At 70.6% G+C, this 22,481-nt stretch carries 16 protein-coding genes and 3 pseudogenes; 7 read left to right on the top strand and 12 right to left on the bottom strand.

Annotated features, from left to right (window positions below):
- Positions 1-12: 12 nt before the first annotated feature.
- The 6 genes and pseudogenes from ACFY10_RS54130 to ACFY10_RS54105 all read right to left on the bottom strand — a co-directional run bounded on the left by ACFY10_RS54130 (position 13) and on the right by ACFY10_RS54105 (position 9,580).
- On the bottom strand, positions 13-1,440 hold the full coding sequence (locus ACFY10_RS54130) for an arabinofuranosidase catalytic domain-containing protein (RefSeq protein WP_390672821.1): 1,428 nt from the start codon (positions 1,438-1,440) through the stop codon (positions 13-15).
- Between the two features lie 351 nt (positions 1,441-1,791).
- Positions 1,792-3,264: pseudogene (locus ACFY10_RS54125) on the bottom strand (endo-1,4-beta-xylanase); the annotation flags it as partial.
- A 74-nt stretch (positions 3,265-3,338) separates the two neighbouring features.
- On the bottom strand, positions 3,339-4,472 hold the full coding sequence (locus ACFY10_RS54120) for a ricin-type beta-trefoil lectin domain protein (protein ID WP_390672820.1): 1,134 nt from the start codon (positions 4,470-4,472) through the stop codon (positions 3,339-3,341).
- Positions 4,473-4,529: 57 nt separating this feature from the next.
- Positions 4,530-6,983 carry an RICIN domain-containing protein gene (locus ACFY10_RS54115; RefSeq protein WP_390672819.1) on the bottom strand — a complete coding sequence of 818 codons (2,454 nt, stop codon included), beginning with the start codon at positions 6,981-6,983 and terminating at the stop codon, positions 4,530-4,532.
- A 76-nt stretch (positions 6,984-7,059) separates the two neighbouring features.
- Entirely contained in the window at positions 7,060-8,646 is a 1,587-nt protein-coding gene (locus tag ACFY10_RS54110) for an arabinofuranosidase catalytic domain-containing protein (protein WP_390672818.1), read from the bottom strand.
- 748 nt (positions 8,647-9,394) lie between these two features.
- Positions 9,395-9,580: a hypothetical protein gene (locus ACFY10_RS54105; protein WP_390672817.1), complete on the bottom strand. Its 186-nt coding sequence runs from the start codon at positions 9,578-9,580 to the stop codon at positions 9,395-9,397.
- Between ACFY10_RS54105 and ACFY10_RS54100 the strand changes: the two are divergent.
- Positions 9,555-9,608 (top strand): annotated as a pseudogene (locus tag ACFY10_RS54100) (hypothetical protein); the annotation flags it as partial. The gene ACFY10_RS54105 and the pseudogene ACFY10_RS54100 overlap by 26 nt on opposite strands.
- Positions 9,609-9,866: 258 nt before the next feature.
- Here ACFY10_RS54100 and ACFY10_RS54095 read toward each other — a convergent pair.
- The 4 genes from ACFY10_RS54095 to ACFY10_RS54080 form a co-directional block, all read right to left on the bottom strand.
- Positions 9,867-10,553: an SDR family oxidoreductase gene (locus ACFY10_RS54095; RefSeq protein WP_390672816.1), complete on the bottom strand. Its 687-nt coding sequence runs from the start codon at positions 10,551-10,553 to the stop codon at positions 9,867-9,869.
- 79 nt (positions 10,554-10,632) lie between these two features.
- Complete coding sequence (locus ACFY10_RS54090; protein WP_390672815.1) at positions 10,633-11,400, bottom strand: DUF899 domain-containing protein; 768 nt, start codon at positions 11,398-11,400, stop codon at positions 10,633-10,635.
- 75 nt (positions 11,401-11,475) lie between these two features.
- A complete protein-coding gene (locus ACFY10_RS54085) occupies positions 11,476-12,192 on the bottom strand; it encodes a DUF2182 domain-containing protein (RefSeq protein ID WP_390672814.1) in 717 nt (238 codons plus the stop codon).
- Positions 12,179-12,916: an SDR family NAD(P)-dependent oxidoreductase gene (locus ACFY10_RS54080; protein ID WP_390672813.1), complete on the bottom strand. Its 738-nt coding sequence runs from the start codon at positions 12,914-12,916 to the stop codon at positions 12,179-12,181. The genes ACFY10_RS54085 and ACFY10_RS54080 overlap by 14 nt, the downstream gene beginning before the upstream one ends.
- Before the next feature lie 153 nt (positions 12,917-13,069).
- Here ACFY10_RS54080 and ACFY10_RS54075 point away from each other — a divergent pair, with 153 nt between their 5' ends.
- Positions 13,070-14,113, top strand: a complete 1,044-nt coding sequence (locus tag ACFY10_RS54075; RefSeq protein ID WP_390672812.1) for a sigma-70 family RNA polymerase sigma factor — start codon at positions 13,070-13,072, stop codon at positions 14,111-14,113.
- Positions 14,114-14,219: 106 nt separating this feature from the next.
- Here the strand turns inward: ACFY10_RS54075 and ACFY10_RS54070 are convergent, their stop codons facing one another.
- Together ACFY10_RS54070 and ACFY10_RS54065 are read right to left on the bottom strand one after the other, a co-directional pair.
- Positions 14,220-14,681: a peptidase inhibitor family I36 protein gene (locus ACFY10_RS54070; RefSeq protein ID WP_390672811.1), complete on the bottom strand. Its 462-nt coding sequence runs from the start codon at positions 14,679-14,681 to the stop codon at positions 14,220-14,222.
- Between the two features lie 83 nt (positions 14,682-14,764).
- Positions 14,765-15,661 carry a hypothetical protein gene (locus ACFY10_RS54065; protein ID WP_390672810.1) on the bottom strand — a complete coding sequence of 299 codons (897 nt, stop codon included), beginning with the start codon at positions 15,659-15,661 and terminating at the stop codon, positions 14,765-14,767.
- A 366-nt stretch (positions 15,662-16,027) separates the two neighbouring features.
- On the opposite strand from ACFY10_RS54065, the gene ACFY10_RS54060 reads away from it, so the two are divergent.
- From ACFY10_RS54060 to ACFY10_RS54040, 5 genes and pseudogenes are all read left to right on the top strand, one after another.
- Positions 16,028-19,126 carry a BTAD domain-containing putative transcriptional regulator gene (locus tag ACFY10_RS54060; RefSeq protein ID WP_390672809.1) on the top strand — a complete coding sequence of 1,033 codons (3,099 nt, stop codon included), beginning with the start codon at positions 16,028-16,030 and terminating at the stop codon, positions 19,124-19,126.
- 85 nt (positions 19,127-19,211) lie between these two features.
- A complete protein-coding gene (locus tag ACFY10_RS54055) occupies positions 19,212-19,877 on the top strand; it encodes a M15 family metallopeptidase (protein ID WP_390672808.1) in 666 nt (221 codons plus the stop codon).
- A 104-nt stretch (positions 19,878-19,981) separates the two neighbouring features.
- A complete protein-coding gene (locus ACFY10_RS54050) occupies positions 19,982-20,464 on the top strand; it encodes an RNA polymerase sigma factor (RefSeq protein ID WP_390672836.1) in 483 nt (160 codons plus the stop codon).
- Positions 20,465-20,589: 125 nt separating this feature from the next.
- Positions 20,590-21,711: a C40 family peptidase gene (locus ACFY10_RS54045; RefSeq protein ID WP_390672835.1), complete on the top strand. Its 1,122-nt coding sequence runs from the start codon at positions 20,590-20,592 to the stop codon at positions 21,709-21,711.
- A gap of 149 nt (positions 21,712-21,860) precedes the next feature.
- A pseudogene (locus tag ACFY10_RS54040) lies at positions 21,861-22,391 on the top strand (phosphotransferase); the annotation flags it as partial.
- Between the last annotated feature and the right edge of the window lie 90 nt (positions 22,392-22,481).

Genomic DNA, 22,481 nt, shown 5'->3' with positions numbered 1-22,481 from the left:
ACTGGGTGCGGGTCAGCGGTAGCCGGCGGCGGTGATGTTGGCCTGCACCGCGTTGTCGGTCGCGTCGGAGGGGTAGCCGGCGACCATGGCTCCCTCGTAGAAGGTGCCGGCGCTCAGGTTGGCGCCGCCGCCGGGCTTGCAGCAGTCGCCGCCGCTGCCGAGCACGATGGCCCCTTGTTTCTTCATGGGGCTGTATCCGCCGGGCAACCCGCCGTCCCACAGGGTGGTCAGGCTGCCGGACTGGGCGTTGCCGCCCTTGAGGGCGAACCTCGTCGTGCCGTTGTTCTTCAGCATCGCGGTGACGAACTTGCTCGAAAACGCGCGCTGGTTGGGGTTCCAGGACTGGCTGCCGCCGGGGTACAGGCCCCATTCGAGGTCGGCCTGCACCCAGGGGCCGCTGCCCGAACAGCCGCCGAACCAGCACTGGGTGCCGAAGTTGATCGCGTCCATCGCCCCGGCGGCATCGGCCTTCCTGGTCGTCTCACTGTTGCCGTAGTCGAAGCAGCAGCCGCTGTTGACGTGGGTGCCGCTGGTCACCATGTACGCCCCTTCGGGTGCGGCACCGGTCGGCACGCCCGTCAGATGACCGTCCCGCCAGTAGCTGTTGCCGGGGTTGATGTACAGCGAGTACGCCTTGCTGCCGCCGGCCGTCAGCGACTCGGACGTCGCCTTCGCGGGACTGCTCTGACTCGACCCCGGGACCTGGGCCGATCCCTGGTACCACAGGTCGTTGCCGTGTCCGGACTGGTCGCGGACGACCGTGATCACGCACGAGGTGCCCGCGCAGAACGTGTCCTGCGCCGCCGCGTCGGCGAAGCCGCCCGCCGCCAGGACGCCGATGTCCCTGGTGGCGTTGTCCGAGGCGCGCCTGACCTGGTAGAGGGGACCGTTGTACGAACCGTAGAGCGCCCGCACCGTGCTGTGCGCGGCGACGCACGGCGTACCGCCCGCGGCATAGATGTCGCACGGGCCCGTCCCACCGGTCGGAGGCGGAGGTGTCGACGTGGTCCACTTCTGGTTGCTCTGTCCGTTGCAGGTCCACAGGATGACCGCGGTGCCGTCGGCCGTTCCCGCCCCACTCACGTCCAGGCAGAATCCGGAGGCGACGCCGGTGACGGAACCGTCGGAGTTCTGCCGCCAGACCTGGGTCGCCCGCCCGTCGCACCCCCGGATGACCACCGGGGCTCCGGGCGCCGTCCGGGTGTCGTAGGCGTCCACGCACCGGGTGCCGTTCATCGTCCTCAGCTCACCCGACGCCGTGAACTCGAACGCCTGGTTGGCCTGGTCGTTGCAGTCCCAGATCTCCAGCCCCGTGCCCGGCGTGTCGACGTTGCCCTTGACGTCCAGGCACCGCCCCGACGGCGAGCTCACCAGGGCTGCCGCGGACGTCGGCGCCGACCATGTCGGCGCGGTCGCCAGCAACATGGCCAGCAGCGCCATCACGGATACGGCGGCCGCAGCCGGTAAGCGCGATGCACGAGCCGTGGGGCTGCGGTGCGGAGCGGATGGAGGCTGCATTCTGTGTCCTCGGATATGCGGGGGAGGAAGGGGACGGAGAGTGCCGTGCACGCACAGGGAACACTCAGACATCCCATGTCGCATAGTGATCCCACAGGGCCATGGGCCTGTCAATAGAAGTTTCCGAGTCTTCCAGAGCGCGATCCATCCCATGTTTTTCCTGGTCAGGCCGCTCTGAGGGCAGCCGAAACCCGCGTCCGGCGACGACCAGGAGTGCCGGACGCAGGCGTTCGTCGGGGGATCAGGTGCGAGCGCTGGGTGCCGATCGCCTCACCTGAGATTCCAGTGCTGGTTGGCGCCGCCGTTGGAGTCCCAGACCTGGACGGGGCTCCCGTTGGCGCCCTGCCCCGCGGGGACCTCCAGCGCCCGGCCGGAGGCCACGTTGATCAGGGTGTACGAACTGTCGCCGTTCTGGGTGGCCCGCCAGTGCTGGTTTGCACCGCCGTTGTTGTCCCAGATCGTCATCCGCGTGCCGTTGCCGGTCTGGCCACCGGGCTCGTCCAGCACCCGCCCACTGGCAATGTTGGTCAGCGTGTACGAGCCGTCGCTGTTCTGGTTCGCCCGCCACTGCTGGTTCGCGGCGCTCCCGTTGGCGTCCCAGACCTGCACCGGCGTGCCGTTCCCGGTCTGCCCGCTCGGCACGTCCAGCACCCGCCCCGCGGAGGCCACGCTCACCTGGTACACCTGGCCCGAGACGATGCCGCCGCCCGGGTTCCCGGTGCCGCCGCCCAGCGCGGTCAGGGTCGCGTCGTAGGCGGGCTTCTTGTTGCCGTTGTTGTCGAACAGCAGCGGGTTCTCCCCGCTGCGCCAGGAGTCGCTGTCCCGGATGCCCCACACGGTGATGCCGGTGCAACGCGCGACGTTCATGCACGCCTTGACGGTATTCGCGTAGGCGCTTGCCGGCGCCTGCGCGATGTCCAGCTCGGTTATCTGTACGTCCACGCCGAGCGCGGCGAAGTTCGACAGCGTGGTCTGGAAGCTCGCGGGCGGACCGCCGGTGCCGAAGTGGGACTGGAAGCCGACGCAGTCGATGGGCACGCCGCGGGACTTGAAGTCGCGCACCATGTTGTAGACGCCCTGGGTCTTGGCGTCGGACCAGTTCTCGATGTTGTAGTCGTTGTAGCAGAGCTTGGCCGCCGGGTCGACGTTCCGGGCCGTGCGGAACGCCTCCTCGATGAAGCCGTTGCCCAGCACGTCGTGGAACACGGAACTGCGCTGCTGGCCGCTGCCTCCGTCGGCGAAGGCCTCGTTGACCACGTCCCAGGCGTAGATCTTGCCTTTGTAGTGGTTCATCTCCGTTGTGATGTGGTTGTTCATCACGCTGCGCAGGGTGTTCGCGTCCCTGATGGAGCTGACCCAGGACGGGAGTTGGGAGTGCCAGACGAGTGTGTGCCCGCGCATCCTCTGACCGTGCGCGGCGGCGTGGCTGACGATCTGGTCGCCGGGCCCGAAGTTGAAGTTGCCGCGGGACGGTTCGATGGTGTCCCACTTCATCTCGTTCTCCGGGGTGATCATGTTGAACTCCCGGTCGAGAATGGTGGAGTACGTCGGGTCGCCGAGGCGGCCCGCGGCCACGGCCGTGCCGAAGTAGCGGCCGCTGTCCGCCGCTGCCGCGCCCAGGGTGCCGGAGGCCGCGTGGGCGGCGGGGTTCGCCGGGCCGGCCAGGGACAGAGCCGTGCCGGCTGCCAGTACGGCGGCCAGGGCCAAGGCCTTGCGCGGACGGGGCTCTGCGTTGAGCCAGAACATGACGGATCGTTCTCCTTGTGTGTGGGGGAGAGACACCGACCACAAGCCGGTGCCGGGGTCGCGAGTCGGGCCGGTCACAAGGCCGAGCTGACCGGCAGTGCGCTCCACTGCTGGTTGGCTCCGCCGTTGCAGTCCCACAGGACCAGTTGCGTACCGTCGGTGGCAGACGCACCGGGGTCGTCGAGACAGCGGCCGGAAACCGGGTTGCGGTAACCGCCGTTGTACGCCTGCCACTGTTGATTGGTGCCGCCGTTGCAGTCCCAGATCTCGATCTTGGTGCCGTTGGCGGTACCGCCGCCCGTGGCGTCGAGGCACTTCCCGAGCGCCCGCAAGGTGCCGTCCGAGCGCGCGGACCACCGCTGCGCGTCGGCGCCGTTGCAGGACCAGATCTGCGCGGCGGTTCCGTTGGCGCTGTTGCCGCCGTTGACGTCCAGGCACTTCCCCGCGACCCCGGAGTACACCGGCCCGCCCACGGAGACCGGCGGCTTGATCCAGCCTGCGGCGTCCGCGGCCTGGACTCCGGCGTTGAAGGCGTCTGCCATCTTGCTGTAGCCGTTGTCGTTGGGGTGGAAGGGGTCGGACAGGTCCGCGGTGGTCAGAGCGCTCATGTCCACCAGGCGTACGTGCTTGCCGGCGGCCTGCTCGGCCTGGACGATGCCGGGCAGCTTGGCGTTGAACGCGGGGCGGGTGGCCTCCTCGGTGCTGCTGGTGGAGACGATCACGGTGCCGACGAGGACCGTCGCGTCAGGGGCGTCGGCCGTGATCTGGTCGATGAGCGCATGGAGCCGTTCGGCGGCGGGCTCAGCCTGAGAGCCGCCGTTCAGATCATTGGTGCCGATCTCGAGGGTGATCACGTTGGGCCGGTACCGGGCCAGCACGGAGTCCGTGATGCCGGCTATCTCGCCGATATGCCAGCCGGAGTGGCCCTCGTTGTCCGGGTCGGACATCGTGCCGTTGCGGCCCGACCCCACGAAGTCCAGGCCATGCCCCTCGTTCGCCAACCGGTTCCACAGGAAGCCCCGGTAGCCGTTCCCGGACGGGCTGCCGACGCCCCAGGTGATGGAGTCGCCCAGCGGCATCAGCCGCAGGGCGGTGGGCGCGGCGGCGGCCGGTGATCCGGTGCCGGTGACGGCCGCCGCGGGCGACGCGGTGCCGGTGCCGATCGCTGCCGTCAGCGCGACGGCCAGGAGTGCCGTGGACTTCTTCATCTGTGTTCCTCACTGGGTGCGGGACAGTGGGTGGGGGTGAACGAGCGGGTGAGTCGGTCAGCGCGGGGTGAAGTCCTGGTTGCTGCCGGCCGTGTTCTTGCAGGGCCATTGGTCGAGCTGTTGGCCGAGGTTGCTGCCGCCGCCGTAGACGTCCAGGCACAGGCCGCTGTTCTGGTTCTGGAAGGAGTACGAGCCGTCGGACTGCCGTACCGGCAGCCACAGGGCGCCGGTCGCCCCGCTCGACGCCTGCTGCACGATGTCCGGCGTCCCGGCGGCGGTGAGGCTGCCCGAAACCCCCACCACCAGGCCCGAGTTCTGCGCCTGCAGCTGCCCGTAGCCTCCGGACACCGGCACGAACTGGAACTGCTGGTTGCTCTGCCCGTTGCAGGTCCACTGGTCGATCGCGGCGCCCGCGCTGCCGGAGTTGCCGTACACGTCCAGGCACAGACTGTCGCTGCCGATCACCAGCTGGTGGTGGCCGGTGGGGAAGCCGCCGCCCGAGGACTGGACGCCCGCCTGCTGGATGACCTGCGCCGCGCCCTGCGGCCAGTTGGTGCCGCTGACCTGGACGTTGCCGGTGAGGACGTTGTTGTGCGGAGGGCCGGTGGCCACGTACGTGTTGCCGCCGTTGTACCAGTTGCCGGAGAAGGTGCTGTCGTCGGTGTGGTTGTTCGCGTTGGCGTTGGTGAGCGCCCAGTTGCCGGCGTCCTGCACCACGTTGTGCGACACCGTCAGATACCGGGAGCCCTCGTCGAGGTACAGCGCGGTGGTGCGGTGGTTGTCGTACATGTAGTTGTCGGAGATCACCGAGCCGGGGTTCGCGGACAGGTTGTAGATGCTGCCGCCGTCGAACATCGCGTTCTTGGTGTCGTAGATCAGGTTGTGGGAGACGGTGTTGTTCTTCAGCGTCGTGGGGGTGCTGTACACGGGCTGGTAGGTGTACGTGCCCCGGTTGACGTAGTCCTGGCTGCCGCCCGGGTCGTTGACGCCCCAGCCCCAGCCGATGTCGATCCCGTCGTAGGGCAGGTGGTCGCACTGGTTGTGGGTGATCGTTGCGTTGGTGACGTAGGTGGACAGGATGGCGGCGGTCTCCTTGTAGTCGGTGCCGACCCCGCTGACCCTGTTGTTGCTGACGGTGATGTTCTGGTTGGTCATCTGCGGGTTGCCGGGGTGGTGCGCGTCCGGCTGGATCCCGCCGACCTGGATGCCGCTGCCGGCGATGTCGGTGAACGTGTTGCCGGTGACGGTGACGCCGCCCGCGCCGAGTCCGGTGCCGGAGGCCGTGGCGACGCCGTCGTTGCCCACGCCCAGGCCGGCCTGTCCCAGTTCGGAGAACGTGTCGCCGGAGAACGTGATGCCGGTGGCGGCGGAGACCTGGACGGCCGCGGGCATCTGCGCCCAGTGGTTGCGGGTGGCCTCGAACTGCGTGCATCCCGATTTGCAGGTGCTCAGCCAGTTGGCGGGCATCGCATAGGCGCCCGTGATGTGCGCGCCGCTCTGCTGGTCCGCGTAGCCGTTGGGTCCGCTGGGTCCGAGCCAGGAGGTTCCCGTGAACCGGATGCCGGTGAAGCCCAGACCGGCCGCCGGTGAGCCGTAGCTGCCGCTGATGCCCAGCAGGCTCTGCAGCCGGGGCAGTTCGACGTCGAGGCTGCTCGGGTTCTGCCCCGGCTGGGCCCGGTAGTACAGGTCGCCGGTGGACGAGTCGAGGTACCACTGCCCGGCCTGCTGCAGGAACGCGTAGTTGTTCTCCAGGTACATCGTCCCGCCGGCGAACGGCGCGTTGATGGTGTCGTAGCCCCAGGAGTTGTTGTTCCACGCGGGCTGCTGCATGGTGACGGTCCTGCCGCTGATCGACTGGACCGGCGCGTAGCGGTCGGTGAAGGAGTTGAGGCTCTCGACTTCCATGTGGTTCTGGTCCGAGAGGCCGGCCAGGTAGTCGAGGGAGGAGTCGGTGATGGTCAGGCCGGTCTGGGTGAAGGCGAAGCCGGAGCGGGGCACCTGGATCGCTGCTCGCGGTGCTTCCTTTCCGTTCACGTACAACTGGCGCGTGTTCACGCCGGGGCCGACGTGCACCGACCAGATGCTCTTCGACTGATCATGCACCTGCCAACCCGTTACCTGCTGGGCGCCGGTCACGACCGGCTGCTGCCCGGACACGGCCTGGTAGGTGATGGTGTGGCCGTTCTGGCCGCCGTCGCCGGAGCCGAAGGCCAGTGGCTTGGTCAGCCGATACGTGCCACCGGCCAGGTGGACGACGACGTTCGAGTCGGCCGAGAGCCGGTGCGCGGGCTGCTGCGCCTGGTCGATGGTGGCGAACGGCTGCTCGGCGGTGCCGTTTCCGCCGGGAGCCGCATCCGGCGCCACGTACAGGTCGGCGGCAGCCGCGGCCTGGCGTTCCACCGGTACCGCGTACGCGACCCCGGCGGTGGCCGGACTGCCGGCCAGTAGGGCGAGCAGAGCTGCGGGGGCGGCCCACAGGCCGCGGAGCGCTCCGGCTCTGAACATGGTCATCCTCCGGTGGTGGCGCGTCTGGTGGCGGGTGGCCCGTGGTCGCCGGTGTGCCGACCACGGGCCGGAGCCGTTCAGGTCAGTTGAGGCTCCATTGCTGGTTGGACCCGCCGTTGCACGGCCAGAGTTCCGCCAGGGCGCCGTTGGCCGTGGAGGCGCCGGTGACGTCGAGGCAGAGCCCGGACTGGATGCCGGTGACGGTGCCGTCGGAATTCACCTGCCACTGCTGGTTGGCGCCGCCGTTGCACGGCCAGGTCACCACCTTGGTGCCGGCGGACGTCTGGTTGTTGTAGGCGTCCAGGCACATCTGGCTGCTGCCGCTGTAGACGGTCAGCTGGTTGGCGGACGTACGGGTCCAGGTCTGGTTGGCGCTGCCGCTGCAGTCCCAGATCTGCAGCTGCGTGCCGGCCGTGGTGGACGAGTTGGGCACGTCCAGACACTTGCCGGCGCCGACCGCGTGCAGCGCGCCGGTGCTCGTCCCGCCGGAGGAGTTGCTGTACCCGGCCGCGGTGATGTTGGCCTGGACGGCGTTCTCGGTGGCGTCCGACGGGTAGCCGGAGGTCATCACGCCTTCGTAGAAGGTGCCTTGGGCGCCCTTGCTGTTGTCGCCGCCGATGCCCAGGATGATGGCTCCCTGCTTGCGCATCGGGTTGTAGCCGGCGACGTTGGGACGCGGACCGTCGTAGAAGGTGGACAGGCCACCGGACTGCGCGTTGCCGCCGCGGATCGCCCAGTGGTTCGCCCCGCCCTTGATGATGGCGGTCGTGTACCGGTGGTTGATGGTCGGATCGCCCGCGTTGTAGTGCTGATTGACCCCGGAGAAGAGGCCGTTCTCCAGGTCGGCCATGATCCATGGACCGTTGCCGCTGCCGTAGCCCCAGACCTTGATGTTGCCGAAGTAGATGGCCTCCATGGTGCCGTTGCCGTCGTCGTTGCTGTCCGTCTCGGCGTTGCCGTAGTCGAAGCAGCAGCCGCCGTTGTAGTGCGTGCCGTCGAAGATCGCGTACATGCCCTCGGGGTTGTCCCCGGTGGCGATGCCGTTGGTGTGGTTGTTGCGGTAGCCCGTGCCGGGCGCCACGAACACGCCGTAGGCCTTGTGGCCGCCCACCGTGGTGGGCGCGGCGGTCGCGTTCGCGAGGTTGTCGGGGCCGCCCGCTGCACCGCCGCCGGGCGCCTGGGTGAGGTTGTTCCCGCGGCCCGACTCGTCGTAGATGATCGTGATCAGGCAGGTCGTCCCCGAGCAGAACGAGTCCTGGGCGGCGGCGTCGGCGTACCCGCCCGCGCTCAGGACGCCGATGTTGCGGGTGGTGTTGTCCGAGGCACGGCGGACCTGGTAGAGCGGCCCGTTGTACGAGGCGTACAGCGCTCGCGTCGTGCTGTGCGCCGCCACGCAGGGCGTCCCGCCTGCCGCATAGATGTCGCATGGTCCGGACGTGGCGGCTCGGGCCGTGCCGGCCGTGGCGGTGGCGCCGGCCAGAGCTCCCGCGACGAGCGCGGCCGCGGCCCCCGCCCGGGCGAACGACTTCCACCGGGAGCGGGCCGGCGAAGGGACGTGCGTGTAAGACGGCGCGTCTTCCGGCCTGCCTCGGTGTCGTACCGTCGCGAGTAACCGCGCGACGCCACCGCGCCCGGACAACGGGTGGCGTCTTGTACGTGTGGTTCCCATCTGATCTCCCTACCGTGCCGGCGCAACCCGGTCGGGTTGTGGGGGTGGCGCTGACAAATGCCGAAGCGCTTGAACGTGCCGTGGTGCAGTGAGATTGCAGAGAGGTTTCGGGTGGAGACGGTGCTCCCGGTTTCGCGGGGCTGTCACGGGTGTGGAGCCCCCTGCTGCGAACCCTGTTGCGGAATCGATTCGACTGCTGATTCCCGCGGTTCGCAAGCTCTCTGCGTGCTCGAAAAGTTGCGGTGTGGCGGCAGAGGGACGACGGCTGACCGCCTGCCGCTCGGGCGATGAGGCGGTCGCGGATGTGCCCGGTGCCGGAGCCCGGATCACTCGGCTGACCCACCATCATGCCGGTGAGCAGGGATACGGTCCCGCAGACGGGTCACGGAGCGCCGGTTCGCAGGACACCGGCCGAAGCGGTCGGACCGCGCCCCGCACGTCGGCGCCGAATTCGCCTCGCGCCATGCCATTGACCCCGGACATCGCCGGTCGCGGCATCCCGTCGAAGCGCTTGCGTCGAACCGATTCGCTCACCGTCGTCCGGTACGTCGTGAGATCTGGAACGTATGCCGTTCCGGAAGCCCGGCGCCGTTCGCGCGGACTCACGGCACTTGGGCCCTGCGTCCTTCATCGGCCCGGGCCCGTCACGGTGCGCAGGCCGACTGCGTGGTGACGCCGGACACGAGGGGCTCGTCCGGCACCTGCGTGACGAGTTCCCCTGGGGCGGCTGCACCACCGTTCGCGCGGCTCACCGCGGCGGACTCAGCACCCTTGCGCCGCGCAGCCCCGGCGAAGTGGCGCCGAAGCCGAGGAGGACGCGATGGGACGAGACCCGGCCGGCCGCCCAGGCGGTCGCCTCTCGCTCCAGCGGCCCCGCGCCGGCGATCACCAACGGCTGGGACGCGAAGATCACCCGGAGCGGTGCCGCCGTCACCGCCACCAACGAGAGCTACAACAACGCCACGCCGGCGGCGGGCGGTTCGGCCGGTTTCGGCTTCAACGGCTCCCTACAGCGACATCACCGCCGTGCCCGCCGCCTTCCGGTTCTCGACGAGATCGCCCCGACGGATCTCGATGAGGACTTGGTTCCCCTGGACGATGTCGGTCCCCGGCGGTCGTTCGTCAGGGAATCGTTTCCTTCCGGCTTTTCCTTCTGTTCCCCCGCCCGTCCGCGCAGGACCGGACGGGGGACAGCATCCGCCCGCCTCCTGGAGCAGGGATCAGATGGCCTCGACTCCCCTGCCTGTCACCGCCAGCAGACTCTTCCGACGGTGTTCTTCGCCGGAGGCGATCGCCAGTACGGCGCGGGCGACCCCGGCGGGGCCGAGGGGCACCGGGTAGTGCTCCTTCAGGTAGGCCTCGGCGGACTGGCCGGTCGCCGCACCGTACGCGGCGGCCGCGGCCTCACCGATCGCCGTACCGACCAGCAACTGGCGTGGGACCAGGGCGAGGAACCGGATGCCGAGTCCACGGGCGTCGGCAGCGGACTGGAGGTAGTCGGCCAGGAACATCTGCATCCGCTTGGCGCCCGCGTAGCCGCCCGACAACGGTGAGCCGCCGAGCCCGGCGCCACTGGAGACGATCACCACGGTCGAGCCCGCCCGCAACGGTCGCGCCAGCGCGGCGCGGCCCACCTCGAAGGCGATCCTGACATCGACGTTCCACGGCGCCGAGAACGACTCCCAGCTCTGCTCCTCGATCGGGGCCATCCGCGGACGCGTACCCGCGGCGACCACGACGAGATCCGGGTCGGCCTCGGCGAGGAGTGCGGTGACCTGGGCGGGATCCGTGGCGTCCCGCTCATGTCCACAGGCCAGGACACGGACTCCTGCGGCGGTGAGGGCATCGACGGTGGCGCGTCCGACGCCGCCGCCGGCACCGATCACGAGGGCATGGCGAACAGACATGTGCTTCTCCGTGGTCGGGATGAGGCCGCGGAGCACGCGCGCGCGTGTCCGGGCCGGGGCTGAATGTCCTCGGCGTGAGTCACTGCTTGTCGTACTCGTCGTGACGGCGCCACCACATACCCGTCTCGTTGCGGCCGAGCGGGGCGCGGTCCAGCCACTGGTACATGCCCCACAGGCCGTCGATGCCACGCTCGTACGCCGAGTAGGTGTGGTACACCACCCCGTCCTCGCGCACGAACGCGCTCATGCCCGGTCCCTCTCGCCGGTAGGTGTCCCAGTCCGTCCCCACGGTCGAGGCGAACTCGGTGAGCTGGACGCCCAGTTCACCGGACGGCAGCCGGAAGTCCCTGTTCTCGCGGTAGTTGTACGTCACGGCTCCGGCACGCCACTCCTGCTCGGTGTGCGCCACTCCGAAGTCGTAGTTGAAGTCGCTGCCGTACGACGACGCCCAGGGGAATTTCCAGCCCATCCGCTTCTTGTACGCTCGCAGCTTCGCAAGCGGCGCCCGCGACACCGCGCAGAGCGTGACATCGTGATGCGCGAGATGGACGACGGAACCGTCGAAGCCGTCCGCGATCGCCGAGCAGGACAGGCACCCCGCCTCGTAGTCCGGCCCGAACATGAAGTGGTAGACGAGGAGTTGCGAGCTTCCGGCGAAGAGGTCCTCCAGAGACGCAGGGCCCTCGTCGGTCTCGAAGGGGTACTCCTTGTCGACACGGACCCACGGCAACTCCTGTCGCCGCCGCGCCAGTTCGTCACTGCGCCGCGTCAGTTCCTTCTCGGCATCGAGCAGGTCCAGCCTGGCCGCGAGCCATTCCTCGTGTGTTCCCGTCTTGTGGTCGGTCACGGTCTGTCTCCTTCTTGCGTTTTCGGTCGCTTCTTGTCGTTGCTTGGATGTGTGGTCCGCGTGCCCCATGACGTGTCACATCGATGGCATGAGGCCGGGAACGGACGACGGCGCTGCCAGGATCAGGAGCCCGAGTCCGACGATCGCCAGTGCAGGCGGCACCTCGAAGGCGGCCTTCGCCGGCAGCAGCCTCTCGGCGAGGACGAGGACGGCCATCAGGGACATCCACGCGAGGTTCATGACGCCCAGCGCCGTCAGCACCAGCATCAGGCCGATGCACGAGCCGACGCAGGAGAGCCCGTACGCGAACCCGGAGCTGACGTCCTCGCGGCAGCGTCGGCGGAAGCGCCGCTTGAGGGGCGTGAACTCATAGACACCCGCAGCGATCACCACGATGCCGGCCGCGAACGGCCCGTGCGGCCGGTACACCGCGTACACGGCGACCCCGACGACGGCCCAGACGGCGAGGTACGACCCGACGAACAGCGGCACTGCGGCCAATCCGCGACCGTCCTGGGTATGGGTGCGCCGGAGGACCGCCGGTGCCGCGCCCGGCAGCATCATCGCCGCCATCATCGGCACCCACAGGGCGGCGAAGGACCCGAACGAGCCGAGGCGCGTCGCCACGCCCATGTCCATCGCACCGTCCATCTGCCGGACCGTGACGGCCCAGGAGACGACGGCGAGCCCGACCGTCGCCGTCAGCGTGGCCGCCGTAGCCGCCGATCCGGGTCCTGTCACGCCGACCTCGACGTCCGCGTCGCCCCGCACCCGAAGTTCAGGACGCGGCATGTTCCGCCCCCGAGAACTCTGCCAGCTCCAGCTCCAGGGCCTTCACCACGCCGCCGCGCCAGCCGTCCGCCAGGGCCTGCGACCGGGGATCGGGAAAGATGTCCTCCTCGTCCTTCTCCACCCCGTCGAAGACGGCTCGTGCGACGGACTCCGCGGACGCCTTCGGCACGTCGATTCCTCGGCTCATGTCGGTGTCCACCGGGCCGGTCAGCACGGCGTGCACACGTACGCCCCGTTCTGACAGCAGGGCGCGCAGCGACTGCGTCAGGGAGAACGCGGCCGCCTTCGAGACCGCGTAGGCGGGAATCAGGGGGAAGGGGGCGAGGCTGTTGACCGACAGGTTGTTGACGATCGCTCCCCGGGAGCGGAGCAACAGGGGCAGGAAGGCCCGGGTCACGTCGTAGGTGCCGTAGAGATTGACTGCCAGGTGTCGTTCGATGACAGAGCGGTCGTCCAGGGCGTCGTAGAGCGCGACGCCGGCGTTGTTGACCAGGACGTCGAGGGTGCCGTGAGAGGCGACCTCCTGCGCCGCCCGTCGCAGCTGGTCGGCGTCGGTCACATCCAGAACCAGCGGGGTGACCCGCCCGTCCGGGTGGGTCAGCGGCACGCGGGTGCCGACGTACACCCGCTCCGCACCCCTCGTCAGGGCCTCCTCGACAAGCGCGCGGCCGATGCCGCGATTGCCCCCGGTGATCAGGACTGCGCTGCCCGCGATGTTCGTCATGGTGACGGTCTCCCTTGTTCCTCGTGGAATGCCGTGTGAAATGCGGTCGCTTGTTGAGACACGGCCGCATCGAGGAAGTCACCGATGACTTTTCGGCTCGGGGGGTGTCCTTATCGGGAGGACGAATGGACGAGGCGAAGCGAGGATGCCGTGGTGATCGAATCGACGCTGGCGCGGGCGCGGGCGGGCGACGGGGAAGCGTTCCGCGAGCTCACCGAGCCCTACCGGCGCGAACTCCAGTTGCACTGCTACCGGATCCTGGGATCCGTGCAGGACGCGGAGGACACGGTTCAGGAGACCCTCCTGGCTGCCTGGCGCGGGCTCGAAGGCTTCCAGGGGCGGGCCTCTGTGCGCGCCTGGCTGTACCGCATCGCGACCAACCGCTGCCTGAACGCGCTGCGCGACACCGCCCGCCGACCGCAGCCGCAGCAGCCGGCCCGTCCCCCGATCGACGTGCCCGAGCCCACGCGCCGCTCCGAGGCGGCCTGGTTCGAGCCCTACCCGGACAGCCTGCTGGAGGACCTGCCGGACACTGCCCCGGGACCGGACGCCCGCTACGAGACCAGGGAGTCGCTGGCCCTGGCGTTCGTGGCCGGGCTCCAGCGCCTGCCGCCGCGGCAGCGCGCGGTCCTGGTGCTGCGCGACGTGCTCGGCTTCCGCGCGGCCGAGGTGGCCGACCTGCTCGACAGCAGCGGCGTCTCGGTGAACAGCGCCCTGCAGCGGGCCCGCGCGGCTCTGGACGGCCAGTTGCCCGCGCGCGACCGCGACCGGGCGCCCCTGCCGCGCTCACCGCGAGAACGCGAGCTCGTCGGGCGGTTCGTGGACGCGATGGAGAACTCCGACATCGACCGGCTGGTCGCCCTGCTGACCGAGGACGCGTGGCTGACCATGCCGCCCGAGCCCCTCGAGTACCAGGGACACGCCTCCATCACCCGGTTCTACGAGGCCCTCCCCTGGTGGGGCGGCAAAGCGGTGCGGCTGGTTCCCACGCGGGCGAACGGCCAGCCCGCGTTCGGCTCATACCTGCACGATCCCGCCGGGCCCGAGGCGCACGCCTACGGTCTCGTGGTGCTCACCCTGGAGGGCGACCGGATCTCCGCCATCACACGCTTCGGGGACAACGGCCTCTTCCCGTTGTTCGGGCTGCCCCGAACGCTCCGCGCCGAGGTGGGTCTGCCTGACGTGCTGACCATGTGACAGGAGCCGTGGGTGACGACCTGTGCCATCGACCGGTGCCGGCCGACGCACGGCCGCCCCGGCGCGCCCGCCGAGCGGGTGTGCCGGGGCGGCCTCGTCAGGCCGGTCAGCCCTGGCTGCAGTAGTCGACCCAGCGGTGCGAGGAGATGTTGTTGTTGACGCTCGCTCCGAACTGCTCCAGACCGGCGCCGTAGGTGAAGCGGTACTCGCCGGTGGTGGTGTCGTTCCAGCGGTCGCCCTGGCTGATGCAGGCGTGGGCGCCGCCGGCGTTGGGGGCCGTGTACAGGTCGACGGCGTCGAACCCGCCCGCGTAGCCGTTGTTCCAGATGTCGGAGGTCAGGTTGCGGCACGTACCCCAGTTGTCGGAGTTGCCCTGCCACTTGCACTCGTGGCCGCGCCCGTTGGGCTGGGTGTAGACGTGCAGGTAGCCGTCAGCGGCGGCCAGTCGGGGCGCCGCGGCGGCGGCCTGGGCGCCCGACTCCAGCGCGCTGGCGCTGGACACCGGGGAGAAGAGCGCGGCGACGGCGGCGGCCGAGGCGGCAAGGGTGAGGACACGCTTGATGGACATGGGATTCCCTCGTTTCGTCAGCGGTGGGGGGTGGTGCGACCACGGCTCGGCGGCCGTGGTGGTCTGTGGTGGACGGGCGCGGATCAGTCGCCGCGGGCGACGATCGCGCGGGCCCGTGGCAGTGCCTCGCGCCTGAGGCGGGAGAGGTCGGCCGTCTCCCGGGAATGGCGGCGCCGCAGTTCGGCCCGGTACTTGGTGTCCAGGGACTTCGCCACGTACGACAGCCCGCTGGAGGTGGCACAGGCGGCCTCGGCCGAAGCCAGCCGCACCTCCTTGGCGTGCGGCCACGGACGGCCCGGCTGCGTGGCGGCGGCGCGGGACTCGGCGGGGCCGGCATAGGTGTAGCCGTGGCCGCGCATGCAGCGCGCCCAGGGCTTGACGGCCGCCTTGTAGCGCTTGTCGCCGGTCACGAGGCCGACGCGCATGCCGGCCAGGGTGTCGGTGACCCGGGTGGCCCGGAACCACGCCTCGAGGTCGCCGTACAGCTTCCTCTCCGCGGTGGCCTGGCAGCCCTGGTCGCTGTGGGTGACCTGCATGCCGTTCGGCAGCCGAGCCGAAAGCCCTTGCGGCTGGGCCCCGTTGAGGTCGCTGACCAGAGCTGCCCGGGTCGCGGCGGATGCAGAGCGGAAGTACTTCTGGTTGGGGTTGCCGCGCACCTCGGTCTCCCGCTTGCGGCGCAGGTCGGTGCCGTAGCCGTGGACCCCGGCCCATGCCGGATCGTCCACGACGTAGGGGAAGCGGACCGAGACGTCGTCGGGTTTGGGCGGCTCGATCCAGTACTTGTGTCCCTGCTTCTCCATGCACTCCTTGATGAGGAGTTGTTCCGCGAGGTGCAGCGTCCTCTCCGGACCGCCCGCGGCACCGTGAGCGGCGGGGCCGGCCTCTGCGGTCGAGTCGGAGTCGGACGTCCCGCTCGCGCAGCCGGTGACCGTCGTCGCCAGCAGGCCGGCGGTCAGCAGGGCCAAGGTCCAGCGGTGCATCGGGCGACTCCCTGGGCGCTGATCGGACGGGCTTGTGCTTTCGTGCCGTTGACGATCCGCGAGGGGCGTTCGTATGAGGTCGGTGCGGAAGAATTTCTTTCGCGGCGTCTGTCATACGAGGGCCCCGGGCCGGCCGTCCCTCAGGCGAGGGACCCGTGTCGCACGAATTCCAGCCAAGTAGCCGTCGTGGCGTCGCCCGGATCCGTCGACACCGGCCCTGAAGCCAGGCCTGCCTCGAGTCCGGTCCCGCCCTTGGGGACCGATCGGATCCGGCCAGGGCGCTCCGGCCTCCGACCTGCGCCGACGCGGCCGTCGATATCGTTGCCACGCTCCGCGGAGCGGGCACGGTACGGCAAGCGGGGGATCATGCTGGAGATACGTCTACTCGGTCCGGTGGAGGTGTGGGCGGGCGGCCGGCGCGCCCCGCTGGGCGGGACCAGACCCCTTGCGGTGCTGTCCGCGCTCGTCGTCCGCCTCGGCGAAGTCGTGTCCACCGAGCGGCTCGTGGACTGCGTGTGGGACGAGGAGGCACCCGCCACCGCCGGCGCCCTCGTCGCCACCCATGTCTCCGCCGTCCGCCGCGCGCTCGCGAAGGTCGGCGAGGCCGAGGTGATCCGGACCCGGCCACCGGGATACGTCGCCGAACTGGCCCCGTCCCAGGTCGACGCCCGCCGCTTCGAGGAACTGCTCGCCGCCGGCCGGGCCGCCGAGGGCCGGGGCCGCCCCCAGGAGGCCGCCGACCTGCTGTCCGAGGCGCTGGGGCTGTGGCGGGGCCGGGAGGCCCTGGAGGGCCTGGGCCAGTCCTTCGCCCGCGTCGAGGCGGCCCGGCTGACCGAACTGCGTCTGGACGCCCAGGAGGAGTCCTTCGATCTGCAGCTGGCGCTCGGACACGAGGACCGCACGATCGCGCCCCTGCTCACGCATGTCGCCGCCCATCCGCTCAGGGAGCGGCCGCGCGGCCAGCTGATGACCGCCCTGTTCCGCACCGGCCGGGTGGCCGACGCCCTGCGCGCATACGAGGAGGCACGCGAGGGTCTCCGCGACGAACTGGGCATAGACCCCGGCCCGCAGTTGCAGGCGCTGCACCAGGCGGTGCTGACCAACGACTCCGGGCTGCTCGGCACGGGCTCCCGGACAACCGCTCGGAAGCCGGCCGTGTTCAAGGAGGCGCCGGACGCCTCGGACCGCGCCGTACCGGGCACCGCGCGGCCACCGCGAACGGGGCCAGCTCCCTCCCATCTCCCGCCCGACATCGCCGACTTCGTGGGCCGCTCGGCACAGATCGACTGGGCCGTGTCGCTGCTGGGCGCAGTCGACGACGCGGGCCGCACCGCTCCGCCGATCGGCGTCATCTCCGGCCGCTCGGGCAGCGGCAAGACCGCCCTCGCCGTGCACGTCGGCCACCGCACCGCCGAACTCTTCCCGGACGGGCGGCTGTTCGTGGACCTGCGTGCCGCCGACACCGCCCCGCTGCAACCCGCCGACGCGCTGGCCCGTTTGCTGCGCGCGATGGGCGCCGAACCGGAGAACCTGCCGACCTCGGTGGAGGAACTGACCGGGCTGTACCGCACGCACATCGGGCACCGCCGCATCCTGCTGATCCTCGACAACGCGGCCGGTGAGGCGCACGTGCGGCCGCTGCTGCCGCCCGGAGGCGGCTCGGCCGTGCTCGTCACCAGCCGTCGCCGACTGGTCGCGCTGGAGGGCGCGGCGCATCTGGACCTGGGCGTGCCCGCCGAGCCGGAGGCGCTGGAACTCCTCGGGCGGGTGGCCGGAATGAGCCGTACCAGGGCCGAGCCGGAGCGGGCCGCGGAGATCGTCGCGCTGTGCGGACGGCTGCCCCTGGCCGTGCGCATCGCCGGAGCGCGGCTGGCGTCCCGCCCGCACTGGGGGCCGGGCCGGCTCGCGGGGCGCCTGCGCGACGAGCGGCGCCGGCTGAACGAACTGCGGGCCGGGGACCTGGAGTTGCGCGCCAGTCTCGAGCTCGGCTACGCAGACCTCGACCCGCAGGGGCGCGCAGCCCTGCGCCGGCTGGCGCTGCTGGACCTGCCCGACTTCGCGGGCTGGATCGCCGCTCCCCTGCTCGACATCGGGGTCGAGGAGGCCGAGGAGGCTGTGGAGCGGCTGGTGGACTGCCACTTCATCGACGTCATCGGCCCCGACGACACCGGCCGCAGCCGCTACCGCATCCACGACCTGGCGCGCGAGCACGCCCGCGAGCGCTGTCTGTCCGAGGAGAGCGCCGAACAGCGTGAGGCGGCGGTGCTGCGTCTGGTGGGCTGCTGGCTGGGGCTCGCCAAGCAGGCCGCCGCCCGGGGTCCCGGCGGCGCGGCCAGGTACTTCCCGGAGCCGGCCACCGTGCGTCCCCTCGATGCGGAGACCGAGGAGGACCTGCTGGCGCGGCCCGCGGCCTGGTTCGCCGCCGAGCAGGCCTGTCTGCTGGCGGCGGCGGAGTACTGCGCCGACCACGGGGCGGCCCGGGCCGCGCGCGATCTCGCCGGGGCCCTGATCGCCAGTTCGGCCGCGCTGTACAACCAGTTCGACGCCTGGTCCCGCTCGCACACGGTGGCCATGGCGGCGGTGCGCCGCAGCGGGGACGTCGAGGGCGAGGCCTGGCTGCTCACAGGGCTCGGTCAACTGGGTTACGAGCAGGACGAGCTCGAGGAGTCGTACACCTTTTTCGAGCGGGCCCTGCGGCGGTTCGAGGAGCACGGGGACGTGCCGCAGGGTGAGGCCGTGGCGCTCGACGGCATGGGTACGGCCCGGCGTGAACAGGCTTGCTACACCGAGGCGTTGAAGCTGCACGAGGCCGCGCTGGAGCGGTACGCGCACACCGGCGACCTCGGGGGCCGGGCCCGGGTGCTGTACGGCATCGGGTATGTGCACCGGGAGCAAGGGCGGGGCGAGCAGTCCCGCGAGGCCCTTTCCCAGGCTCTGGAGCTGTACCGCACCGGGGCCGATCCGCACGGCGAGGGGCTCACCCTGCGGGCGCTGGCGCTGTGTCACCGGGCGGAGGGAACCCTGGCGGAGGCCGAGCGGCTGATGCGGGAGGCGCTACGGATCTTCACCGGCCTGCAGGACACCTTCGGGTTGATGTACACCGAGCAGTCGCTGGCCAAGGTGGAGCTGCGCACGGGCCGTGCGGTCCAGGCCCGCGAGCGGCTCGGCCGCTGTCTGGCGGTGGCCCGCGAGCGGCAGGACCGGTTCGGTGTCGCCTTGGTGCTGCGCACCCTCGGTGAGTGCCATCTCGCAATGGGCGACACCGAGGGGGCCCGGGAGCCGCTGGAGCGGGCGCTGGCGGGCTGGGAGGCGCTGTGCCTTCCCGTCTGGCAGGCACGCACGGCCTGGGACCTGGCTCAGGTGTGGTCGGCGGACGGCCGGGAGGAGAGGGCGCGGGCGGCGCGGGCCGGAGCGCTCACCGTGTTCCGGGAGTTGGACTGCCGGGAGGCATGGGAGCGGGCGTAGCCGCAAGGGTGCTGCAGAAATGCAGGTCAGGAGCTTGCAGAGAACCTGCAGAGGTTTTGCAGCGGGTACCGCGACGCTGTTGGACGTGACAGACATCATCACGCTCTCCGACCCCCGGGTCGCCGCGACGGCCGTGGCCGAATGCGGTGAGCCGCTGGTGGATCTGCGCGACGGCGACCGGCTCAGGCTCGACCACCGGCAGGCCGACGACGACGGCAGCTTCGCCCATCTCCGGCCGGGTGCGCTGGAGCGGCTCGTCCGAGCTCAGGAACTGTTGCCGGCCCGCGTCCGGTTCCTGGTGGTGGAAGGCTACCGGCCGCCGGATCTGCAGCGGCGCTACTTCGAGCAGTACGCGGCGACGCTGCGCCGGGCGCATCCGGACGCGCCTCCCGAGCGGATCCGCGAACTGGCGAGTGCCTACATCTCCCCGCCCGAGGTCGCACCTCATGTCAGCGGCGGAGCAGTCGACCTCACGCTGTGCGACGCGGACGGCCGGGAGCTGCCACTGGGCACGGAGGTCAACGCCACCCCGGAGGAGAGCGAGGGTGCCTGCCGCACCGCGGCGACGGGCATCACGGCCGAGGCCCGCGAGAACCGGGCCCTGCTGGGCCGGGCGCTGTCGGCGGCGGGATTCGTCAACTACCCGACCGAATGGTGGCACTGGTCGTACGGCGACCGGTACTGGGCTCTGCTGACCCGGGCACCGGCAGCCCGGTACGGCCCCGCCGCCCCGCCCCTGTCGACGGACTGACCACCGCGACCGGGGCACAAAGGACGACCACACCACCGAGGGGGAAAGAAGTGGAGATCAGCAACGCCAACTGTCCGCCGCCGACGCGCGTCAACGAGGAGGGCATGAGCCCCGGGGAGTTCGACGCGGCCTTCACCGCGGACATGCCGCGGCTGCGAAGACGGCTGGTGGCCCTGACGGGCAATCCGCACGACGCCGACGATCTGCTCCAGGAGACGTACCTGCGGCTCTCCCGGCGGGCCCGCGCCCGCAGCCTGGCGCAGCAGCAGCATCCGTACGCCTATGCGTGTGCCGTCGCGCTCAACCTGCTGCGCGACTCTTGGGTGCATCCCTCCCGTCGTGAACAGACCACCGACCGGCTGCCCGAGGCCGGCTGGGACGGCGGGCTGGGCTCCTACGAGGCCTCCGTCACCACGCTCTCGCTGCTCGGCATGCTCTCCGAGAAGGAGGCGGCCGCGGTGATCCTTGTGGACCTGGAGGGCCTCAGCCACGACACGGCGGGCGAACGGCTGGGAGCCCACCGCGGCACGGTGCAGCGCAACCGCATGCGCGGGCTGGCGAAGATGCGCGCCGCGCTCGACCACTAGCCGCCGGCGATGCCGCACCCCCACGGGGGTGGGGTGCGGCACACACGTCTCCATCCCCGTCACCGGGACGCCCGGTGACGTCAACGTCGACGACCTAAGGAAAAAGTTCCTTGAAGATCAGCAGCATGCGCCGCCGGACCAGCGGTGCGCTCCTGGGGGCTTCGGTCCTCGCCCTGTCCGCCTTCGTGTCCGCCCCGGCCCACGCCGCCGCAGCCGCCGACTGCGGTGTGCTGGCTCCGGGAGCCTCCGCCACCGCACAGGCCGCCGTGAGCGCGGCCTGTTCCCAGATCGGCGTCTGGTACAGCTGGGGCGGCGGTCACGGCGCGACGCCCGGCGCCACCTACGGCTACTACGACGGCTCCGACCCGGACAGCTTGCACGACAACGAGCGCAAGGGCTTCGACTGCTCGGGGCTGATGCGCTACGCGTACTGGAGGGCAACCGGCAAGGACCTGCTCAACGGCACGGCCAACGACCAGTTCCACAGCTCGCAGGCCTCCGCCCGCTTCACCGCCTCGCAGGGCACGGCCCCGCTGCTGCCGGGCGACCTGATGTTCTGGGGCAGCGGGCACATCCACCATGTCGCCATGTACCTGGGCGGCGGACAGATGGTCGAGGCCTACGAGTCGGGCACGCACATACGGGTCACGTCGGTGCGCACCGGCGGCGACTACGCGGGCGCCATCCGGATCAACGGCTCCGGCACCCCCACTCCCCCACCGGCGAACGGCGGTTCGACCTTCGAGACGTGGGGCACCGGGGTGCGCACGCACTCCACGCCGAGCGTGGGCTCCTCAGTCGTCGACACCTTCGCCGGTCCCACGCAGGTGTCGGTCCAGTGCCAGCAGCACGCGGAGACCGTCACCGCCGAGGGCTACACCAACGACATCTGGTCCAAGCTCGCCGACGGCTCGTGGATGACGAACATCTACATCAAGGGCCCGGCCTCGCTTCCCGGTATCCCGGACTGCGGCGGCAGCAGCGCCCCGCCGCCGAGCGGTGGCAGCAAGGCGTTCCAGACCTGGGGCACCGGGGTGCGCACGCACAGCGACCCGAACGTCAATGCCGCCGTGGTGAGTTACTTCGCGCAGCCGACCACCGTCAACGTGGTGTGCCAGGTCCACGCCCAGCAGGTGACGGCCGAGGGCTACACCAACGACGCCTGGGCGAAGCTGACCGACGGCTCGTGGATGACCGTCATCTACATCAAGGGCCCGGACTGGCTGCCGGGAGTGGCCACCTGCTGATCGGGTACACCGCCTTTTCTCGTCCGAGGCGCCGCTCGGCCGACGTGCGATTCGCCCCGCGGGATGACCTCCGGCGGGGCGAAGTCCAAGACCGTCCTGACCGACGTCGGCCCGGTCGGCGAGTCACCATCCGGATAGCGTGGCTCAGCATGAGCCATACCGAGATCGAGATCACCGCAGAACTGGTCCGGGATCTGCTGCGCGATCAGCACCCCGACTTGGTCGATCACCCTTTGAGGTTCGGCGCGCACGGCTGGGACAACCAGCTGTGGCGGCTCGGCGACGGCCTCGCCGTCCGGCTGCCCTGGGCGACGTTGTCTGCGGACGCGCTGCTGCGCAAAGAGCATGATTGGCTTCCGGCTCTCGCCCCGAGCCTTCCACTGCCGGTCCCCGTCCCGCAGCGTCTCGGCGAGCCCTCCGAGCGGTTTCCGCGGCCTTGGATCGTCACCACTTGGGTGTCGGGAACGCCCGCCGACCGCGCCCCCGTCACGCGCGCTGCGCAAGCGGCCGACGCCTTGGCCGGCTTCTTGACGGCTCTTCACCGGCCCGCCCCCGAGGGAGCACCGGCCGGCCGCGGCCGTGGAGGTCCACTGGCCGACTGTGCCGAGGGGTTCGCCCAGCATCTGGCGTCGGCCACCGAGATGGGGCTGATCCCTGAGCCGGACGCCGTCCGCGCCGTCTAAGAGGCCCTAACAAAGGCGTCGTACGTGTCTGTAGGTGATGAGGCAGGTGGCGAGGCCGAGGAAGGCTTCGTGGATGTCGTCGCGTCG

Origin of the sequence: Streptomyces sp. NPDC001401 (assembly GCF_042895385.1) — a bacterium.
Lineage (GTDB): Bacteria > Actinomycetota > Actinomycetes > Streptomycetales > Streptomycetaceae > Streptomyces.
This window is presented reverse-complemented; position numbering and strand designations above follow the sequence as displayed.

Bases quoted from the DNA above. Each gene is read 5' to 3' on its own strand.
- ACFY10_RS54130 (WP_390672821.1), bottom strand. From the start codon at position 1,440: ATGGCGCTGCTGGCCATGTTGCTGGCGACCGCGCCGACATGGTCGGCG.
- ACFY10_RS54120 (WP_390672820.1), bottom strand. From the start codon at position 4,472: ATGAAGAAGTCCACGGCACTCCTGGCCGTCGCGCTGACGGCAGCGATC.
- ACFY10_RS54115 (WP_390672819.1), bottom strand. From the start codon at position 6,983: ATGACCATGTTCAGAGCCGGAGCGCTCCGCGGCCTGTGGGCCGCCCCC.
- ACFY10_RS54110 (WP_390672818.1), bottom strand. From the start codon at position 8,646: ATGGGAACCACACGTACAAGACGCCACCCGTTGTCCGGGCGCGGTGGC.
- ACFY10_RS54095 (WP_390672816.1), bottom strand. From the start codon at position 10,553: ATGTCTGTTCGCCATGCCCTCGTGATCGGTGCCGGCGGCGGCGTCGGA.
- ACFY10_RS54085 (WP_390672814.1), bottom strand. From the start codon at position 12,192: ATGCCGCGTCCTGAACTTCGGGTGCGGGGCGACGCGGACGTCGAGGTC.
- ACFY10_RS54080 (WP_390672813.1), bottom strand. From the start codon at position 12,916: ATGACGAACATCGCGGGCAGCGCAGTCCTGATCACCGGGGGCAATCGC.
- ACFY10_RS54070 (WP_390672811.1), bottom strand. From the start codon at position 14,681: ATGTCCATCAAGCGTGTCCTCACCCTTGCCGCCTCGGCCGCCGCCGTC.
- ACFY10_RS54065 (WP_390672810.1), bottom strand. From the start codon at position 15,661: ATGCACCGCTGGACCTTGGCCCTGCTGACCGCCGGCCTGCTGGCGACG.
- ACFY10_RS54060 (WP_390672809.1), top strand. From the start codon at position 16,028: ATGCTGGAGATACGTCTACTCGGTCCGGTGGAGGTGTGGGCGGGCGGC.
- ACFY10_RS54050 (WP_390672836.1), top strand. From the start codon at position 19,982: ATGAGCCCCGGGGAGTTCGACGCGGCCTTCACCGCGGACATGCCGCGG.
- ACFY10_RS54045 (WP_390672835.1), top strand. From the start codon at position 20,590: ATGCGCCGCCGGACCAGCGGTGCGCTCCTGGGGGCTTCGGTCCTCGCC.